The organism is Candidatus Merdisoma sp. JLR.KK006, from assembly GCF_036941035.1.
In the GTDB taxonomy this organism is placed as follows: Bacteria; Bacillota; Clostridia; order Lachnospirales; family Lachnospiraceae; genus Laedolimicola.
In genome coordinates this window covers 246,245-262,358 of sequence record NZ_JAYMNS010000002.1, presented here as the reverse complement: position 1 = coordinate 262,358, position 16,114 = coordinate 246,245, and the positions used below count along the sequence as shown (strand labels likewise).

16 protein-coding genes are annotated in these 16,114 nt (G+C 46.3%); 15 read left to right on the top strand and 1 reads right to left on the bottom strand.

Annotation, left to right across the window (positions count from 1 at the left end):
- Positions 1–23 precede the first annotated feature (23 nt).
- Positions 24–662, top strand: coding sequence for an ABC-2 transporter permease (locus VSQ61_RS02870; protein WP_334342917.1), 639 nt, complete (start codon positions 24–26; stop codon positions 660–662).
- Positions 663–766: 104 nt separating this feature from the next.
- Here the strand turns inward: VSQ61_RS02870 and VSQ61_RS02865 are convergent, their stop codons facing one another.
- The gene (locus tag VSQ61_RS02865) at positions 767–1,987 is read right to left on the bottom strand and encodes an ROK family transcriptional regulator (protein ID WP_334342916.1); all 1,221 of its coding nucleotides are present in this window, start codon (positions 1,985–1,987) and stop codon (positions 767–769) included.
- A gap of 275 nt (positions 1,988–2,262) precedes the next feature.
- Here VSQ61_RS02865 and VSQ61_RS02860 point away from each other — a divergent pair, with 275 nt between their 5' ends.
- From VSQ61_RS02860 to VSQ61_RS02795, 14 genes are all read left to right on the top strand, one after another.
- Positions 2,263–3,417, top strand: coding sequence for an ABC transporter substrate-binding protein (locus tag VSQ61_RS02860; protein ID WP_334342915.1), 1,155 nt, complete (start codon positions 2,263–2,265; stop codon positions 3,415–3,417).
- A 95-nt stretch (positions 3,418–3,512) separates the two neighbouring features.
- Positions 3,513–4,301, top strand: coding sequence for an ABC transporter permease (locus tag VSQ61_RS02855; protein ID WP_334342914.1), 789 nt, complete (start codon positions 3,513–3,515; stop codon positions 4,299–4,301).
- Entirely contained in the window at positions 4,298–5,077 is a 780-nt protein-coding gene (locus tag VSQ61_RS02850; RefSeq protein WP_334342913.1) for an ABC transporter permease, read from the top strand. The genes VSQ61_RS02855 and VSQ61_RS02850 overlap by 4 nt, the downstream gene beginning before the upstream one ends.
- Positions 5,053–5,808, top strand: coding sequence for an ABC transporter ATP-binding protein (locus tag VSQ61_RS02845; protein ID WP_334342912.1), 756 nt, complete (start codon positions 5,053–5,055; stop codon positions 5,806–5,808). The genes VSQ61_RS02850 and VSQ61_RS02845 overlap by 25 nt, the downstream gene beginning before the upstream one ends.
- A gap of 22 nt (positions 5,809–5,830) precedes the next feature.
- The gene (locus VSQ61_RS02840) at positions 5,831–6,574 is read left to right on the top strand and encodes an ABC transporter ATP-binding protein (RefSeq protein WP_334342911.1); all 744 of its coding nucleotides are present in this window, start codon (positions 5,831–5,833) and stop codon (positions 6,572–6,574) included.
- 2 nt (positions 6,575–6,576) lie between these two features.
- A complete protein-coding gene (locus VSQ61_RS02835) occupies positions 6,577–7,476 on the top strand; it encodes a DMT family transporter (protein ID WP_334342910.1) in 900 nt (299 codons plus the stop codon).
- A gap of 182 nt (positions 7,477–7,658) precedes the next feature.
- Positions 7,659–8,132 (top strand): RpiB/LacA/LacB family sugar-phosphate isomerase, encoded by a 474-nt coding sequence (locus tag VSQ61_RS02830; RefSeq protein WP_334342909.1) that lies wholly within the window; start codon positions 7,659–7,661, stop codon positions 8,130–8,132.
- Positions 8,133–8,165: 33 nt separating this feature from the next.
- Positions 8,166–9,005 carry a transketolase gene (locus tag VSQ61_RS02825; RefSeq protein ID WP_334342908.1) on the top strand — a complete coding sequence of 280 codons (840 nt, stop codon included), beginning with the start codon at positions 8,166–8,168 and terminating at the stop codon, positions 9,003–9,005.
- 12 nt (positions 9,006–9,017) lie between these two features.
- Positions 9,018–9,983, top strand: coding sequence for a transketolase family protein (locus VSQ61_RS02820; RefSeq protein ID WP_334342907.1), 966 nt, complete (start codon positions 9,018–9,020; stop codon positions 9,981–9,983).
- 33 nt (positions 9,984–10,016) lie between these two features.
- On the top strand, positions 10,017–11,063 hold the full coding sequence (locus tag VSQ61_RS02815) for an NAD(P)-dependent alcohol dehydrogenase (RefSeq protein ID WP_334342906.1): 1,047 nt from the start codon (positions 10,017–10,019) through the stop codon (positions 11,061–11,063).
- A 145-nt stretch (positions 11,064–11,208) separates the two neighbouring features.
- Positions 11,209–12,327 (top strand): iron-containing alcohol dehydrogenase family protein, encoded by a 1,119-nt coding sequence (locus VSQ61_RS02810; protein WP_334342905.1) that lies wholly within the window; start codon positions 11,209–11,211, stop codon positions 12,325–12,327.
- 291 nt (positions 12,328–12,618) lie between these two features.
- Positions 12,619–13,830, top strand: a complete 1,212-nt coding sequence (locus VSQ61_RS02805) for a M15 family metallopeptidase (RefSeq protein WP_334342904.1) — start codon at positions 12,619–12,621, stop codon at positions 13,828–13,830.
- A 210-nt stretch (positions 13,831–14,040) separates the two neighbouring features.
- Positions 14,041–15,576 carry a cardiolipin synthase gene (cls, locus tag VSQ61_RS02800; protein ID WP_334342903.1) on the top strand — a complete coding sequence of 512 codons (1,536 nt, stop codon included), beginning with the start codon at positions 14,041–14,043 and terminating at the stop codon, positions 15,574–15,576.
- Positions 15,577–15,637: 61 nt separating this feature from the next.
- Positions 15,638–16,069, top strand: coding sequence for a CBS domain-containing protein (locus VSQ61_RS02795; RefSeq protein ID WP_334342902.1), 432 nt, complete (start codon positions 15,638–15,640; stop codon positions 16,067–16,069).
- Positions 16,070–16,114: the final 45 nt, after the last annotated feature.

Genomic DNA, 16,114 nt, shown 5'->3' with positions numbered 1-16,114 from the left:
TCAGAATAGGAGGCGGAATAGTAATGAAAGGTTTACTGTTAAAAGATATTTACAATTTAAAACGGCTGGGAAAGCAGTATGTAATCACTTGTGCCGGAATGATGGTTTGGAGCGGATTTATGAAGAACTATTTTTTCTTTTCCATGATGATTATGTTATGCGGCGTTATGTCGGTGGTAAGCAGCTTTAGCTTTGATGAGGCGGCTCATTTTGAAAAATATGCCCTGACTCTTCCCGTCACGAAGAAGAATCTGGTACAGTCCAAGTATGTGCTTCTTTTGGCATTTCTTGCAGGCGCTTTTGTGATAGGAATACTCGGCAGTCTTTTGATGAGTCTGGTGCTGGAAGGCGGGATTGATGAGCTGGCGGAGCAGCTTGTAAGCGCAGCATCGGTAGCATGCCTTTTCCTGCTTGCCTTTTCTACTATGATTCCGATAATTTTTAAGCTGGGAGTGGAAAAAGGGCGGATGCTTTTGGTCGCTATCTACATGGGAATTTTTGTCTTTGTTTGGGGAGGGATTTATCTGCTGAAAGATCTTGGAATCCGGATTTCTGACAGTACTGTTTCAAAGTTTAGCGGTATTGGTGCGGCTGTAATCCTTGTGTTTCTTTTTATAAGCTATCGGGTTTCGGTAAGGATTGTGGAAAAGAAGGAATGGTAAGGATTAGAGGAAAATAAAAAAAGCCCCGCAGGAATTATGGCTTAATCATGCCATAGGTTTCTGCGGGGCTTTTATCCTTACTGCACCAAGAATTGAACATTATTTTACAGTGGAAGCAGAAGCTGTGAAACTGCAATAGCGGTGGCCCCAATATATTTTTTGTCGGAAAATGGCTGGTTTTTGATACACAGGTCAGGGGGGAGCATAGGATTAATCTGGTAAAGCTGCTCTGTAAACAATCTTGTAATGGAATCATGTTCAAACAGATCCCCCATAAGAACAAGCTTATCCGGGGCCAATATATGGATGGCATTATTGGTAACTGAAGCCAGAGCGTGGGCGCAGGTGGTAAGAAAGCTCCAGAGCACACAGGAATCACTTGCCCCATCCAGATATTGTGACAGATTCCTACGGGATGGAGCTCCAATCGTCTCCATCAGACGGGCAAGCTCTCCGGCCGGAGAGGATATGGTATTCTTTTGAATAAATTCTACAATTGCATCAGCCGAGATAGAAGGCTCTAAGCATCCGGTTCGTCCGCAATTGCATTTTTTCCCATTCTTTTCTGTAATCTGATTGTGTCCAATCTCCGTAGACTGGTAGTTATAACCCTTGTAGACCTGCCCCCGGATGGCCATGGCAGATCCGACTCCGGGCCCCCATTTCAGCATTAAAATATTCTGGGCTGTTGCCGCAATATTCGTGTACAGAAGTTCACTGAGAAGGTATGCGCATACATTGCTTTCCACAGCCGTCCGGAAAGGAAATTCTTCTTCAAAGTATTGTTTAATTGGAATCGCCTGTTCGAATAGACGGAAGGGATGCAGGGCAATGCCCTCATCCTGGTTTACCGGTCCTATGATTGTAACACCTGCTCCTAAAATCTTATCCGTAGAAATGGAGGATTCCCAGAGCATTTTAATACATTCCTTTGCAATATCAGAGCACAGGGTTCTGGGATCACTGCCTGCCGGTGTAAGAGAAGGGCGTTCTATCAGAATATCTCCCCTTAAATTCGTCAGCGCAATATTGATGTAATAAGAATGAATGTCAATGGCAAGAATGTATTTCCAGTCATAGTTGACAGCTAACGGCGCACGGCGCCTTCCGGCCCTGGGCTGGCTCTCGGGCAGAAAATCCTCCCTTTGAAGCAGTAAGCCCTCGTTTAAAAATTCATTGACAATCATTGTCACGGCAGCAGTCGTAATGTTCAGGAAATCAGCGATATCCGTTCTGGATAAGGTTCCATGTGAAAAAAGTAATTGCAGTGTCATTGAACGATTACTAGGCTTTAAGTTATTAGTATTCATTCCGTTTTTTTTCATTGGCAATTCCCCATATTAATTAAGATTTCTTATTTTTCTTAAAAATCGAAATATATATTAATTATATAAAAAAATAAAAAAATATGCAATAAGTATTTTGCAAAGAATATATTATGTAAGTTTTGCACAAAAATAGCTTGTAAAATATGTGAAAATGTTTGAATTGACAAAGGGTACACTTGTTGCTATGATGATCGTACAATAATTAATCAAGTTAGTTAATTAAAGAGCTGCCTCACAGAAGACCTGTTTGAGACAAGCAAAAGGAGGATGAAATGAAAAAAAGAAGTAAGAAGCTGATTAGTTTATGTGTGGCTGTGGGCCTGTTGGTATCTTCACTGACAGGATGCGGCGGTTCGGATAAGGGTTCGGACGCACCGCAGACAGATGCGGCGGAAAATGCGGAAACGGCCCCAGAGGGCAGCGCAGGCAAGGAGCTTTCCATTGCAGCCAGTCATCAGCCCTATAGCCATGGATTGCCAAGCTACATCGGAGAGCAGGAAGGAACCTTTAAGGATGCGGGATTGGACATGGAGATTCTCTGGTTTTCCGGCGGAAATACCCAGAATGAAGCTTTAGGCGCCGATGAATGGGAGGTTGGAGCTTATGGTTCCGCTCCGGCAATTGCAGCAGGTGTTGCATACAATGCAAAAATCATTGGTATTAACGTAGAGGATTCCGTGTCTATTGACTATTTCGTAAGGCCGGACAGTGATATTGCACAGATTCAGGGAGAAGTAGAGGGATATCCGGATATTTATGGAAATGCTGATACCTGGAGAGGAAAGACGATCCTCTGCGCTACCTCCACAAGTGTTCACTTTGGACTGGTTGCAACCCTGGCAAAAATGGGACTGACTCAGAATGATGTAAACATTGTACATATGGATGTGCCCTCTGCTTATGCAGCATTTAAGGCCGGTGAGGGAGATGTGGTAGCTCTCTGGGATCCTCAGTCTTACCAGGCGGAGGAAGAAGGCTGGGTTAAGGTATCCTGCGGAGAGGCGGCAGGAGAAGAATTCCCGACAATCTTCATCGCATCCGAAAAGGCCATTGAGGAGAACTGGGATGCTGTCTATACATGGCTGAAGACCTATCTGGAGATCTGCGACCAGTATAAGGATGATAATGAGGGACAGGCAAAGTACCTGCTGGATATGCAGCTTGACAATGGTATTGACACGGATGAAGGGCTGGCGCTGCGCTTTGTAGAGGACCGCCCCTTACCTACAATAGAAAAGAATATTGAGTACTTTAAGGGAGAGGCCGGTTCCAGAAAAATGGATGCAGTTATGGAAAATGTAATTGATTTCTTTGTGGATCAGGGAAGCTATACAGAGGAAGATAAGCAGAGCTTGAGCGACAATGGCTTTATTGACAGCGAGTTTATCAAGGCTATCGCAGAGGAAAAAGGACTTTCCATGGATTAATACGGATTATCAGCTTGAAAGAGACTGCCGCAGGGGATTTCGCTTTGCGGCAGCCCTTAATAAAGAACGGAAGGAACAGAAAGGTATCTCTATTTATGGAAAATAAAAAGAAAAATAGAATCAAGTATCTCAGTATGAGCATTGCGGGATTGATTGTCTTTTTTGGATTGTGGGAGATAAGCGTTCGTTTGGGATGGGTATCGAACCGTACATTGAGCCCTCCCTCTGCAGTCATTCAGACCTTTGTTTTTAAACTGACCAATGTGAATCCCGACGGCTCCACGTTGCCGCAGCACTTCCTGCAAAGCTTAAAGCTGGCTCTTTCCAGCTTCGTTGTTGCAGTAATTATAGGAGTTCCCCTGGGATGGGTCATGGGATATTACAAAGTGGCCAGCTTCCTTTTGAATCCCATTTTTGAGATTATCCGTCCGATTCCGCCCATTGCCTGGATTCCGATTATTATTTTAACCATGGGAATCGGTATGCCTGCAAAGATGTTTATTATCTTTGTGGCAGCATTTGTTCCCTGTGTGATTAATTCCTATTTGGGAATTCGGCTTACGGATCCGGTGAGAATCAACGTGGCCAAGACCTTTGGGGCAAGTGAATGGGAAATCTTTACGACGGTGTGCATTCCATCTTCCATGAATATGGTATTTACAGGAATCCGCCTTTCCCTGAATAACTCCTGGACTACATTGGTAGCGGCGGAGATGCTTGCGGCAACCAGGGGATTAGGGTATATGATTCAGCTTGGAAGAACCTTGATACGGCCGGATATTATCATTGTAGGAATGTTTACAATCGGAATTACAGGAGCGCTTCTCAATAATGTTTTGGCATTGTTTGAGAAAAAGGCAGCTCCATGGAGGTATCGAGAATGAATAGTACGGAGACGAAAAAGTGGTATTATATTCTGCCGGTTATTTCAATTGCCATTCTTCTTGGAGGATGGATGCTGCTGGCTCAGGGCGAGAACAGCATGATACCAACGCCATATGCCACATTGAAGAGGTTTTTGGACATCTGTGTGAATCCCATATCCAAAGCCATCCTTCCCGTTCACATGTGGGTCAGCCTAAGAAGAGTTCTCATTGCATTTGCCTTTGCAATTGTTCTTGGAATCGGCCTGGGCGTGGGGCTTGGATGGAGCGTGACATTCCATGCATTTGTGGATCCGGTGTTTGAGATTATCCGTCCGATTCCTCCTATAGCCTGGATTCCTTTGGTGATTTTGTGGTGCGGCATCGGGGAGCTTCCCAAGGTAGTGATTGTATTTATCGGCTCCTTTGTACCGATTGTATTGAATACCTATTCCGGAATCAAGGAGATTGATCCCCTGTTGATTAATGCGGGGCTGGTACTTGGAGCAAATCGGAGACAATTATTGACGGAGATTACACTTCCCGCCACAACACCGGCGATCCTGGCCGGGATCCGAACAGCCCTTTCCAGCGGGTGGATGTGCGTGGTGGCAGCAGAAATGATTGCTGCAAAGCAGGGAGTAGGTTTTCTGATTGTCCGTGGGCAGGAATCCGGAGATACGGCGCTTATTGTAGCCTGTATGCTGGTGATTGGTGTTGTCAGCCTTTTGCTGTCTACGATTTTAAGTAAGTTGGAAGGAGTACTTTGTCCATGGCAGTTCTCAAAAACAAAATAAGCTTGAAGCATATAAGTAAGACGTTCTACCTGAAAGATCGGATGGTAGAAGTATTGAAGGATATTACCTTTGATGTGAAAGAAAATGAATTTCTTGTCCTGCTTGGACCTGGCCAGTGCGGAAAGACGGTTATGCTGAACATTATGGCAGACCTGGAAAAACAGACCTCCGGAGAGATTGAATTTGATGGAGGAAGGCCGGCAATGGGCGATCTTGGAGTTGTATTCCAGAAATATGCCCTTTTCCCCTGGAAGACGGTTATGGGAAATGTAGAGATGAATCAGAAGCTCAAGGGAGTTGACAAAGAAACCCGCAGGGCAAAGGCTCAGGAGTACATAAACCTGGTAGGCTTACAGGGGTTTGAAGCCTCCCTTCCCAAGCAGCTTTCCGGCGGAATGAAGCAGCGTGTGGGAATTGCAAGAGCTTACGCTTCGGAATCTGACATTATGCTGATGGATGAGCCCTTTGGAGCCTTGGATGCACAGACCCGTTACCAGATGGAGGATGAAATCATTAAGATATGGGAGAAGAATAAGAGAACCATTGTATTTGTCACAAACAATGTGGAGGAAGCCGTATATTTAGGAGATCGGATTCTGCTTCTGGCATCCCGGCCGTCGTATATTAAGAAGGAATACATTGTGGATCTGCCAAGGCCCAGAAGCCAGACTGACAGAGCGTTTTTAGAGCTGCGCAATGAGATTGTAGCAAATACGGATTTGGATATCTAGGAAGGAATCAGGAGGAACGAAGATGAGTGAAGACGCAAAAGTAAAGGTGCGGGGTTTGACAAAAAAATTTGGAGACCTGCTGGTTCTTGACAATATCTCTTTTGATGTAAAAAAAGGTGATTTTGTATGTATTGTCGGGCCTACAGGGTGCGGAAAGACAACATTCCTGAACCTTCTTGTCAAATTGCTTGAGCCTACAAAGGGACAGATCCTGATTGATGACGAGCCGGCGGATCCCAAGAAGCATAATATGGCTTTTGTATTTCAGGAGCCTTCTGCTTATCAGTGGCTGACTGTAGAGGAAAACATTCAGTATGGCTTGAAGATTAAGAAGTATGCAAAGGAAGTGATTGAAGAGCGCACCAAAGAGATTATGGAGACGCTTGGACTGGAGGGAGTGCGCAAATCCTATCCTCATGAGCTGAGCGCATCCCTGGAGCAGCGTGTAGTGATCGGAAGAGCCTTTGCGCTTCATCCGGATCTGCTGCTGATGGATGAGCCCTATGCACAGATGGATATTAAGGTTCGCTATTACCTGGAGGATCAGGTCATCAAGCTTTGGCAGAAGACCGGGAGCACCGTGCTGTTTATCACACATAATATTGAAGAAGCCGTTTATCTGTCGGAAAAGTGCCTGATTCTCTCCAATAAGCCCACAACCATCAAGGAAGAGAAGAAAATTGATCTTCCAAGGCCCAGGGATATTGCTTCTCCTGAATTTATTGAACTGAGAGAATATGTGACAAGCCAGATTAAATGGTGGTAGCTATGGAGACAGGTAAGAAAAAAGTTGCGCCCATGCTGATACTTCCGGTGATCTGGGGCGGCTACTATGTGGCAAGCCAGCGGCTGGTGGGCTATACATCCGTGTTTACTTCCGGTGTGGGAATCCGTTTTCTGACCATGATATTCCTGACAGTTATCATGTGGAAACGAAAAGAACTGCCCTTATTGCTTCGGGTTCAGGGAGTGTGGAAGCGGCTGCTGCTTATCGGCACCTTTGGATTTTTATTGGATCTGACTGCTTTTATCGGACTGTCCATGTCTTCGGCCGCAAGCGGAACAGCGCTGCTTAAATGTGATGTTTTGATGGTAAATATTCTTTCTATGATTATTTACAAGCAGAAATTTACATGGAAATCCTGGGTGTGCACGTTTGTCATGCTGTTTGGCGTATTCCTGGTTATGGGCGTGGATTTTTCCAATTTTCAGGTAGGAGATCCGGGAAATCTGTTTTTTCTGCTGAGTGCATTTTTCGTATCTTTAAATGCATTTGTAATTAAAAGTGTGCAGCTGGATAAGAAGAATCCGGTGTGTGATGATGTGGTGGCATATTATAACAATTTTGTAACTATGCTTTACTTTACAGGAACCTCTCTGGTGATGGGAACCTTGGGACAGCTTAAGCTTGTCTTTTGGGAGAGGGATATTGGCCTGGTGCTGCTACTGGCGGCTCTGGGACAGACCTTGATCTATGTGGTTTATTATTATAACCTGCGGAATTACCCCGTTTGGCTGGTGAAAACATTTTTACTGCTGATGCCGCTGGTATCTACATTAATTACCTTTGTGCTGTTTCAGGAACGGATGATATCGGAACAGTACTTGGGAATGGCAGTAGTTATGGCCGGAGCATTCGGTATTTTGACGGAACACAAGCATACTTAAAATATTGCGGAACTTAAAACAGCAATTCCCTGACGGTGCCAGAAAGGGGATTGCGGAACTTAAAACAGCAATACCCTGACAGTGCCAGAAAGATTTACAGGCACATGCATCTGTGACTGGAAATCTTTCTATATGGATGGTGCTGGAAGGGGATTGCGGAACTTAAAATGGAGGAGAACAAGATGAAGGTAGTAATAGGCTCAGACAAATCTGGTTTTACATTAAAGGAAGCAGTGAAGGCTCATCTCACAGAAAAGGGCTTTGAAGTAGAGGACTGCGGAACTTTGGATTTAGATCATGTGAAGCCGTTTTTTGTTACCGCTGCGGCGCTGGCGCCGAAGATTCAGAGCGGTGAGTTTGAGAAGGGAATCTTAATCTGCGGAACAGGAGCCGGAATGGCGATTGTGGCAAATAAATATAAAGGTGTATATGCCATGCCCTGTACGGATATCTATGATGCAAGAATGTGCAGAGCCATTAATGATGCCAATGTAATGACCATGGGAGGCTGGAAGCTGGCACCGGAGGTAGGCTGCGAGATGGCAGATATATTCCTGGCTGCGGAGTTTACGGAAGGTTTGGAAGAGTGGCGTCAGGAATTTTTAAAGGGAGCTAAGGAAAAGGTGGCGGCTCTGGAAGATGAGATTTACGGCTGAGCAGAAAAAGTTCAATAGAAGGAGTAAACAAAAATGCAGAATATAAATGAAATTAAAAAATTTGCAGTTGAGATCCGTAAGGAAACCATAAAATGCATTGGGAATCTGGGAGTTGGACATATTGGCGGGGCATTATCCATTGTGGATGTACTGGCTGTTTTATATAGCGGAGTGATGAACGTGGATCCTAAGGATCCCAAGAAGGATGACAGGGATATGCTGGTGGTGTCGAAGGGACATGCCGGTCCGGCCGTATATGCTGCCCTGGCTTTGAAGGGCTATTTTCCAACGGAAATGCTGGATACCTTAAATAAACCGGGAACAAGCCTTCCAAGCCACTGTGATATGAACCGCACACCGGGCATTGATATGACAACAGGCTCTCTGGGGCAGGGAGCAAGCTCTGCCATGGGAATTGCCTGCGGCAATCGTTTGAAGGGCTATGATAATTATACTTATCTGATTATAGGAGACGGAGAGGCTGAGGAAGGCCAGGTATGGGAAGCGGCAATCTTTGCCCATGCGAAGAAGCTGTCTAAGGTAATTGCCTTTGTGGACTACAATAAGTGCCAGATTGATGACTATGTGGAAGACCTGTGTGCAATGGGTGATATTGCCGGGAAGTTTGAGAGCTTTGGCTGGTATGCTCAGAATGTAGAGGACGGCAATGATGTGGAACAGATTCTGTCTGCCATTGCCAACGCAAAGGCACAGGATGAGCGGCCCAGCGCCATTATCCTGAATACGGTAAAGGGAAAGGGCTACAGCAAGATTGAAGGCTTCCTTGGATCACATAATATGCCGGTGAGTGCCGAGATGGTAGAGGAAGCATTGGCAGAGCTTTGCATACAGGAAAAGGAGATTGGGGAATAGGAGGCTGTTTTAATGAGTGTGAAGATTGCAAAAGAGCATGTGACAGGTGATAAGGAGCTTAGAAAGGAGTTTTGTGAAACTCTGATATCAATGGCAGAACAGGATGAAAGGGTAGTGGTGCTGGATGCGGATTTGATGAATGCGGCAGGGACAAAGCCGTTCCGGGAGGCATTTCCGGAGAGAACATTTGACTGCGGCGTTCAGGAGGCCGATATGATTGGTGTGGCGGCAGGGCTGTCCTCCAGAGGATTTGTTCCGTTTACGCATACTTTTGGGCCATTTGCGGCACGCAGGGCCTGCGACCAGATCTTTATGTCCTGTGCATACGCTAAGCAGAATGTAAAGGTGGTGGGCTCGGATCCGGGAATCACTGCGACCCTGAACGGAGGAACCCATATGCCCTTTGAGGATATGGGAATTATGCGCACGATTCCGGAGATGACGGTTGTGGAGCCCTGTGACGCTGTGTCTGTGAGAGAGGTGACAAAGCTTGCGAAGGATACCTATGGAACCTGGTACATGCGCCTCAGCAGAAAAGCGGCGCCCGTAATTTACGAGGACGGAACAGAATTTCAGGTTGGAAAAGCCAATCTTTTAAGAGACGGAAAGGATGTAACGATTATTGCAGTGGGCTATCTGGTGGCGGAGGCGCTGAAGGCGGCAGATGCGTTGGCGGCAGAGGGAATCTCGGCAAGAGTTTTGGACATGTGGTGTGTGAAGCCTCTGGACGAGGAAGCAGTTCTGAATGCGGCAAAGGATACGGGAGCCATTGTGACGGCAGAAAATCATAATGTGGTAAATGGCCTCGGTTCTGCAGTTGCTTCGGTGCTGGCCCTCCATACGCCGGCGCCCTTGGAGATGGTAGGCGTGCAGGACGAGTTTGGCGAGGTTGGCCCTATTTCTTACCTGGCCGAAAGATTTAAGCTGACGGCAGAAGAGATTGCCGGGAAGGCGAAAAAGGCGGCAGGGCGCAAGTAAGAGAGCGATATCTAAGCAGAAATGGAGAAACCCATGAAGAATCGGATGATGAGGATGCCCGAAAAGGGACATCTGGTAGAAGTAGAAGAGGAGATGCCGAAGGCAAAGGGCAATGAGGTCCTTGTGAGAATAGAATACTGCGGAATCTGCGGATCAGATATGCATTTCTTTCAAAACGGCGCTATTGGAACAAGAAAGGCTCCGCCGGATTTTATCCTGGGACATGAATGTGCGGGAACGGTCATGGAGACAGGAGAAAATGTAAAGACGTTAAAAGCGGGGGATCGGGTGGCGTTAGAGCCTGGGGTTCCCTGCGGAAAATGTGAATTTTGCCGGAAGGGGAAGTATAATCTGTGTCCGGAGGTTCACTTTATGGCGGCCGCCATGCCGCCTGCGGACGGAGCGCTCAGACAATATATGGCTTATCCGGAGGAATGGTGCTTTAAGCTTCCGGAGCATGTGTCTTCTTTGGAGGGGTGTATGATCGAACCCTTAGCCGTGGGAATGCATGCGGCCAGAAGAGGGGAAGTGGAGCTTGGAAAGACCGTATGCATCATTGGTGTGGGAACCATTGGCTTTATGACCATGCTGGCCTGTAAAGCCATGGGAGCCGGCAAAATTATTGTATCGGATGCGCTGCCTAACCGCCTTGCCATGGCAGGGAAAATGGGGGCGGATGTTGCGTTAAATGCCAAAGAGGAGGATGTGGAAGCCAGAGTTTTGGAGGAAACAGGCGGACTTGGCTGTGACATTGTGTTTGAAGCGGCGGGAAGTCCCTACACTCTGGCGGATACCTGGAAGTATGTAAAGCGTGGCGGTGTGATTGTGAATGTGGGCAATGCCGGCGGCGAGGTGCCTTATCTCTTTGGCGAGCTTGCACGCAAGGAAGCGGATATCCGCCATGTGTGGCGTTACCGCCATATTTATCCGGCGGCTATTGAAGCAGTCAGCAAGGGGGCGATTCGCTTAAAGGATATCAATCCAACAATCTTTCCCTTTGAAAAGTCTCAGGAAGCCTTTGAATTTGCTTTTGAGCAGAGAAATAAGGTGTTGAAGACAGTGATTAAGATGTTTGAATAGGTAAAGTCGCAAAGGCGCACGAGAGAAATTTTCATGAGTGCCCTTTCGAATGAAAGTTTCTCTCATTACCTGTGTGCCGAAGTGACTTTACCCTTTCGTACCGTTGCGCAGCAACTATAACTTAAGATAGGAGGAACTTTTGGCTATGATGTGGGAGTATTTGCAGCCTGTAACCATACGGTTTGGCGAGGGCGCAGCAGGTGAACTTAAGCAGGCGGCAAAGGATCTAGGCTGCAGTAGAGGACTTTTGGTCAGCGATCCGTTTTTTATGAAAAGCGGCCTTGCAGAAAAAATTGTGGAAGCAAGTGAAGGTGTTTTGACGGGAATTTACAGTCAGGTATCACCCAACCCGGAGGTTGCGGAGGTAGATGCCTGTGCAAAACAGATTCGGGAGAGCGAGATTGATTTTCTTGTGGCTTTAGGCGGAGGAAGCGCCTTAGACTGCGCAAAGACGGCAGGGTCCATCTGCTTTACGGAGGATTCCATCCGTAAATATCATGGAACGGGCGAGCCTATGCCAGAGAAGCATCTGCCTTTGATTGCAATTCCGACAACGGCAGGAACAGGCAGTGAAGTGACCTGTGTGGCAGTACTGAGTGATAAAGAATTGGGAAAGAAGGGCCCCATTGTATCCAATGGATTTTATCCTTCTATTGCATTGATTGATCCGGAGCTTACTTATACGCTTCCCCCTTATATGACAGCAAGTACAGGAATTGATGTACTATGCCATGCACTGGAGGGCTTTTGGAGTAAGGGACATCAGCCGATCTGTGATGCATTTGCACTGCATGCCTGCAGGCTTGTATTCCAATATTTAAGAATAGCCTGTAAGGAGCCTGAGAATAAGGAGGCACGCAGGAAGATGGCAGAGGCTTCTGTGATTGCAGGGCTTGCTTTTACCCTGCCCAAGACGACCAGCTCACACGCCTGCTCTTTCCCGCTTACGAATCTATTGCATATTCCCCACGGGGAAGCCTGCGGATTGACCCTGGATTACTTTGCCCGAATCAATGCAGATGCTCAGGAAGGAAGAGTGCATGGGTTTGCAAAGGAGCTGGGCTTTAGGGATATGTATGATATGGCGGATGCCATTCACCAGTTAAAGGCGGATATTGGACTTCGGACAGATCTGAAGGAATTTCATTTGACAGATGAGCAGGTGGCGGAGCTGGTGAGAATCAGCAGACATCCGAACCTGTATAATAATCCGGTGGATATCACAGATGAAATGCTGGATGAGATGTATCAGTCTATGCGGTAGTAAAAATGTTTGCAAACCTTTCAGATAGAACCCATTTTGCTGATTGAAAGGCGGAAAAAAGGCGAGAAAATACTTGGTTAAGTGATTCCCGCCTTTTTTCCATTTGGAATAAATATGTTATGTATGTTCTTTCAATATAAATTATGGTAAACCAGGAATGGGAAGGAAGCAGAGTAAGAAATTATTAAGAATTTTTTTCCCAAATCACTTGCTTATAGGCATCTTTTACTATATACTGTAGTAGAAATTGAGTTTTTTTCATAGATATTGAGGAAAAGAGATTGAGAGCAAATGACAAGAAGACAGAAAAAAAGACTGATAAATTTCCTGGCAGGTGTACTTTGCTTCCTTTGTCTGGGAATGGTCATAGGAACTGTGTATGCAGGCAATCTGAACCGTGATGCCGCCAAAGCACAGGCAGCAGAGCAGGAAGAAAAGCTGGAGAAAAAGACTGTTCCGGTGGCAGAGACGGAGGATGAGACAAAAGAGGAAGATGAGATTCTGGAGGAGAACCTTCCAGATGACTGGAATCTGATTCTTGTGAACCGGACACATCCCCTTCCGGATGATTTTGAGGTAGAATTAAAGAGTATTGGAGGCGGACACAAGATTGATGCCCGGGCTTATGATGATTATATGGCTATGGTGCAGGCAGCCCGTAAGGATGGAGCCTACATATATGTAACCTCATCTTATCGGACCATGGACAAGCAGATAGCCCTTCATGAAGCGAAGATTGAAGAAGGCGTAATGATGGATTATTCCTATGCGGAAGCCAAGGAACGGGCAGCTGAAGTTGTGGCGGTTCCCGGAACCAGTGAGCATCAGGCAGGGCTGGCTCTGGACTTTGTATCTGCCGAGTATCGAAGATTAGATGAGAAGCAGGAACAGACCAAAGGCTTTCAGTGGCTGAAGGAAAACTGCTATGATTATGGTTTTATATTGAGATATCCCAATGGAAAGACTGAGGTTACAGGAATTATTTATGAACCCTGGCATTTTCGCTATGTGGGAAAGAAAGCAGCCTTGGAGATAAAAGAAAGCGGTCAGACCCTGGAGGAATACCTGGGGGCCATCCCCATTTCCAAAGGGACACCGGTGGAATATGACAGTTCTATGGCGGATAGGAAGAAACAGACGGGCAAATCAAATACAACTGCGCCCGTACAGGAGACGGTTCCGGAAAATGTGATGCCGCCGGAAGGCAGCGAAGGAGACGGGGGAGCGGATTACAGCAATCCGGCGCAGTCTGAGCCTCAAGTACCGTCAGCACCCGCAGTTCCGCCGGCTGAAGAAACACCTGTAGTTCCGGTTGAACCAGTACAGCCGCAGCCAGTGGAGCCGGTTGAGCCAGTGGAGCCCCAACCGGAACAACCGCCGGAGATACCGGCAGAGCCGCAGCCAGAGATTCCTCAGCCGGAGGTACCGGCAGAACCTGAGCCCCAGCCGGAGGTACCGGCAGAACCTGAGTCCCAGCCGGAGGTACCACAGGAATCCATATAGCAGTATAAGTTTGAATTTTAGGAATGCATTCTAAGTCCCTCATCCAATACCCTGACAGTAAGTATTTGGATGGGGGATTTTGCGGGAAAGTAAAAATACGGCACTTTAACATAAAATGTGCAAAGTATTAAAATTTTGTGAAATAAGACAGTAAACTTGGAAATAGATGAAAAATGTGGTAGGATGAAGGGGAACAGGAGAGAAAGGAATATGTTACGGAAGATATTAAAGCTGCTTACAAGCAGACTGGTGTTTTTTGGAATATTGCTGTTGCTTCAACTTGTGTGGTTTCTGACTTTTTTGACCAGGTTGCTTACATATTCTACAGCCATCTCCATTATATTTACAGTATTGAGTCTGCTGGCAGTGCTTTGGATTATTCACCGAGGCGAGAACCCGGCTTATCAGATGGCATGGATCATTTTTATTCTGGTATTTCCATTGCTGGGCGGCCTGTTTTATCTTTTTGTAGGCAATAAACAGCCCTCAAAGAAGATGCGCCGGAAGCTGGAAGCAGAGCAGAAGCGTACGAAGGAAGCCTTGATTCAGGAAGAGGCAGTTTTAAAGGGGGTGCAGCAGACAGATGCCCGAATGAAGGGACAGTTTGCCTATATGTCACAGACCTGCGGTTTTCCCGTATATCGGAATACGCAGGCCAGCTACTTCAGTCTGGGCGATGAACTGTTTCCGAAGCTTTTAGAAGAGCTTAAGAAGGCGGAACATTTCATTTTTATGGAATACTTTATCGTGGAAAAAGGCCGGATGTGGGACAGCATTTTGGAGATTCTGGAGGAAAAAGCAGCAGCAGGACTGGATGTACGCTTTCTCTATGATGACTTGGGAAGTGTTTCCCTGCTTCCGCCAGGGTATGATCGGCAGTTGGAGGCCAAAGGGATTCGCTGCATGGCATTTAATCCGTTTATTCCTCTCTGGTCACTGGTGATGAATAACCGAGACCATCGGAAGATTACGGTGATTGACGGACATACGGCTTTCAGCGGCGGTGTGAATCTGGCGGATGAGTATATCAATGAGAAAATGCGTTTTGGTCACTGGAAGGATACGGGCTTTATGCTGAAAGGCGAGGCTGTATGGAATTATACAGTGATGTTCTTACAGATGTGGAATGCGTTTCGCAAAACGGATGTTTCTTATGAAGCTTTTCGGCCAAAATGCTACCATCCGGAACCATTTGAGTCTGACGGCTTTGTGCAGCCCTATGGGGATTCGCCGCTGGACGATGAGATTGCGGCCGAGAATGTTTATCTGAATATTTTAAATCAGGCAAGGGATTATGTGTACATTTTTACCCCATATCTGATTATTGATCATGAGATGGATACGGCTCTGCGTCTGGCGGCCAAACGAGGAGTGGATGTGCGGATTGTTACCCCTGGAATACCGGATAAAAAGGTGATATTTCAACTGACCCGTTCCTATTATCCCTCTCTGTTAAAAGACGGAGTACATATTTATGAATATACGCCGGGATTTCTTCATGCCAAGTCCTATGTCTGTGATGACGAGACGGCAGTGGTGGGGACCATCAATATGGACTTCCGGAGTCTATATCTGCATTTTGAGTGCGGTACGCTGTTTTACAGGAATTCCATTGTGGCGGATGTGAAGCAGGATTGCCTGCAAACCATAGAGCAGAGCCGGGAGATTCAGCTAAGGGATACGAGGCAGGGATTTTTCGGCAGCCTGTTCTGCGCTGTTTTGCGAGTATTGGCGCCGCTGCTGTAAAAATCGAATAAAGATGTACAAATAATATTCTGCGGAACGAATAATAGAAAGGAACGAACCAATGAACATATTGTTTTTTCTGAAGCCTAAGGGTGAGCTTGCCTATCTCTATGACGACAGTACCTTGCGTCAGGGGCTTGAGAAGCTGGAGAGAAGCGGATTTACAGCAATTCCTCTGATTAATCGAAATGGTGAGTACATAGGAACCATCACAGAGGGGGATATGCTCTGGACTTTGAAAAATAAGTTTTCGCTGGATCTGCGTGCGGCGGAGGATGTGTCGATTCAGACAGTGAGGCGCAGGGCAAGGTTTGAGCCGATTTCCATTGATTCCAATATTGAGGATTTGTTTTCGAAAGCCATGAATCAGAATTTTGTACCGGTGATTGATGACAAACAGATTTTTATCGGGATTGTGACCCGGAAGGATATTATGGGCTTTTGTTATCGAGAGTTCATTTCCGTGAAGAACGAGACAAAGTCAGGCTTGTAATAAAATAGATAGTAAAATAACAGAGCTGGCACAAAGTAAGAAGGA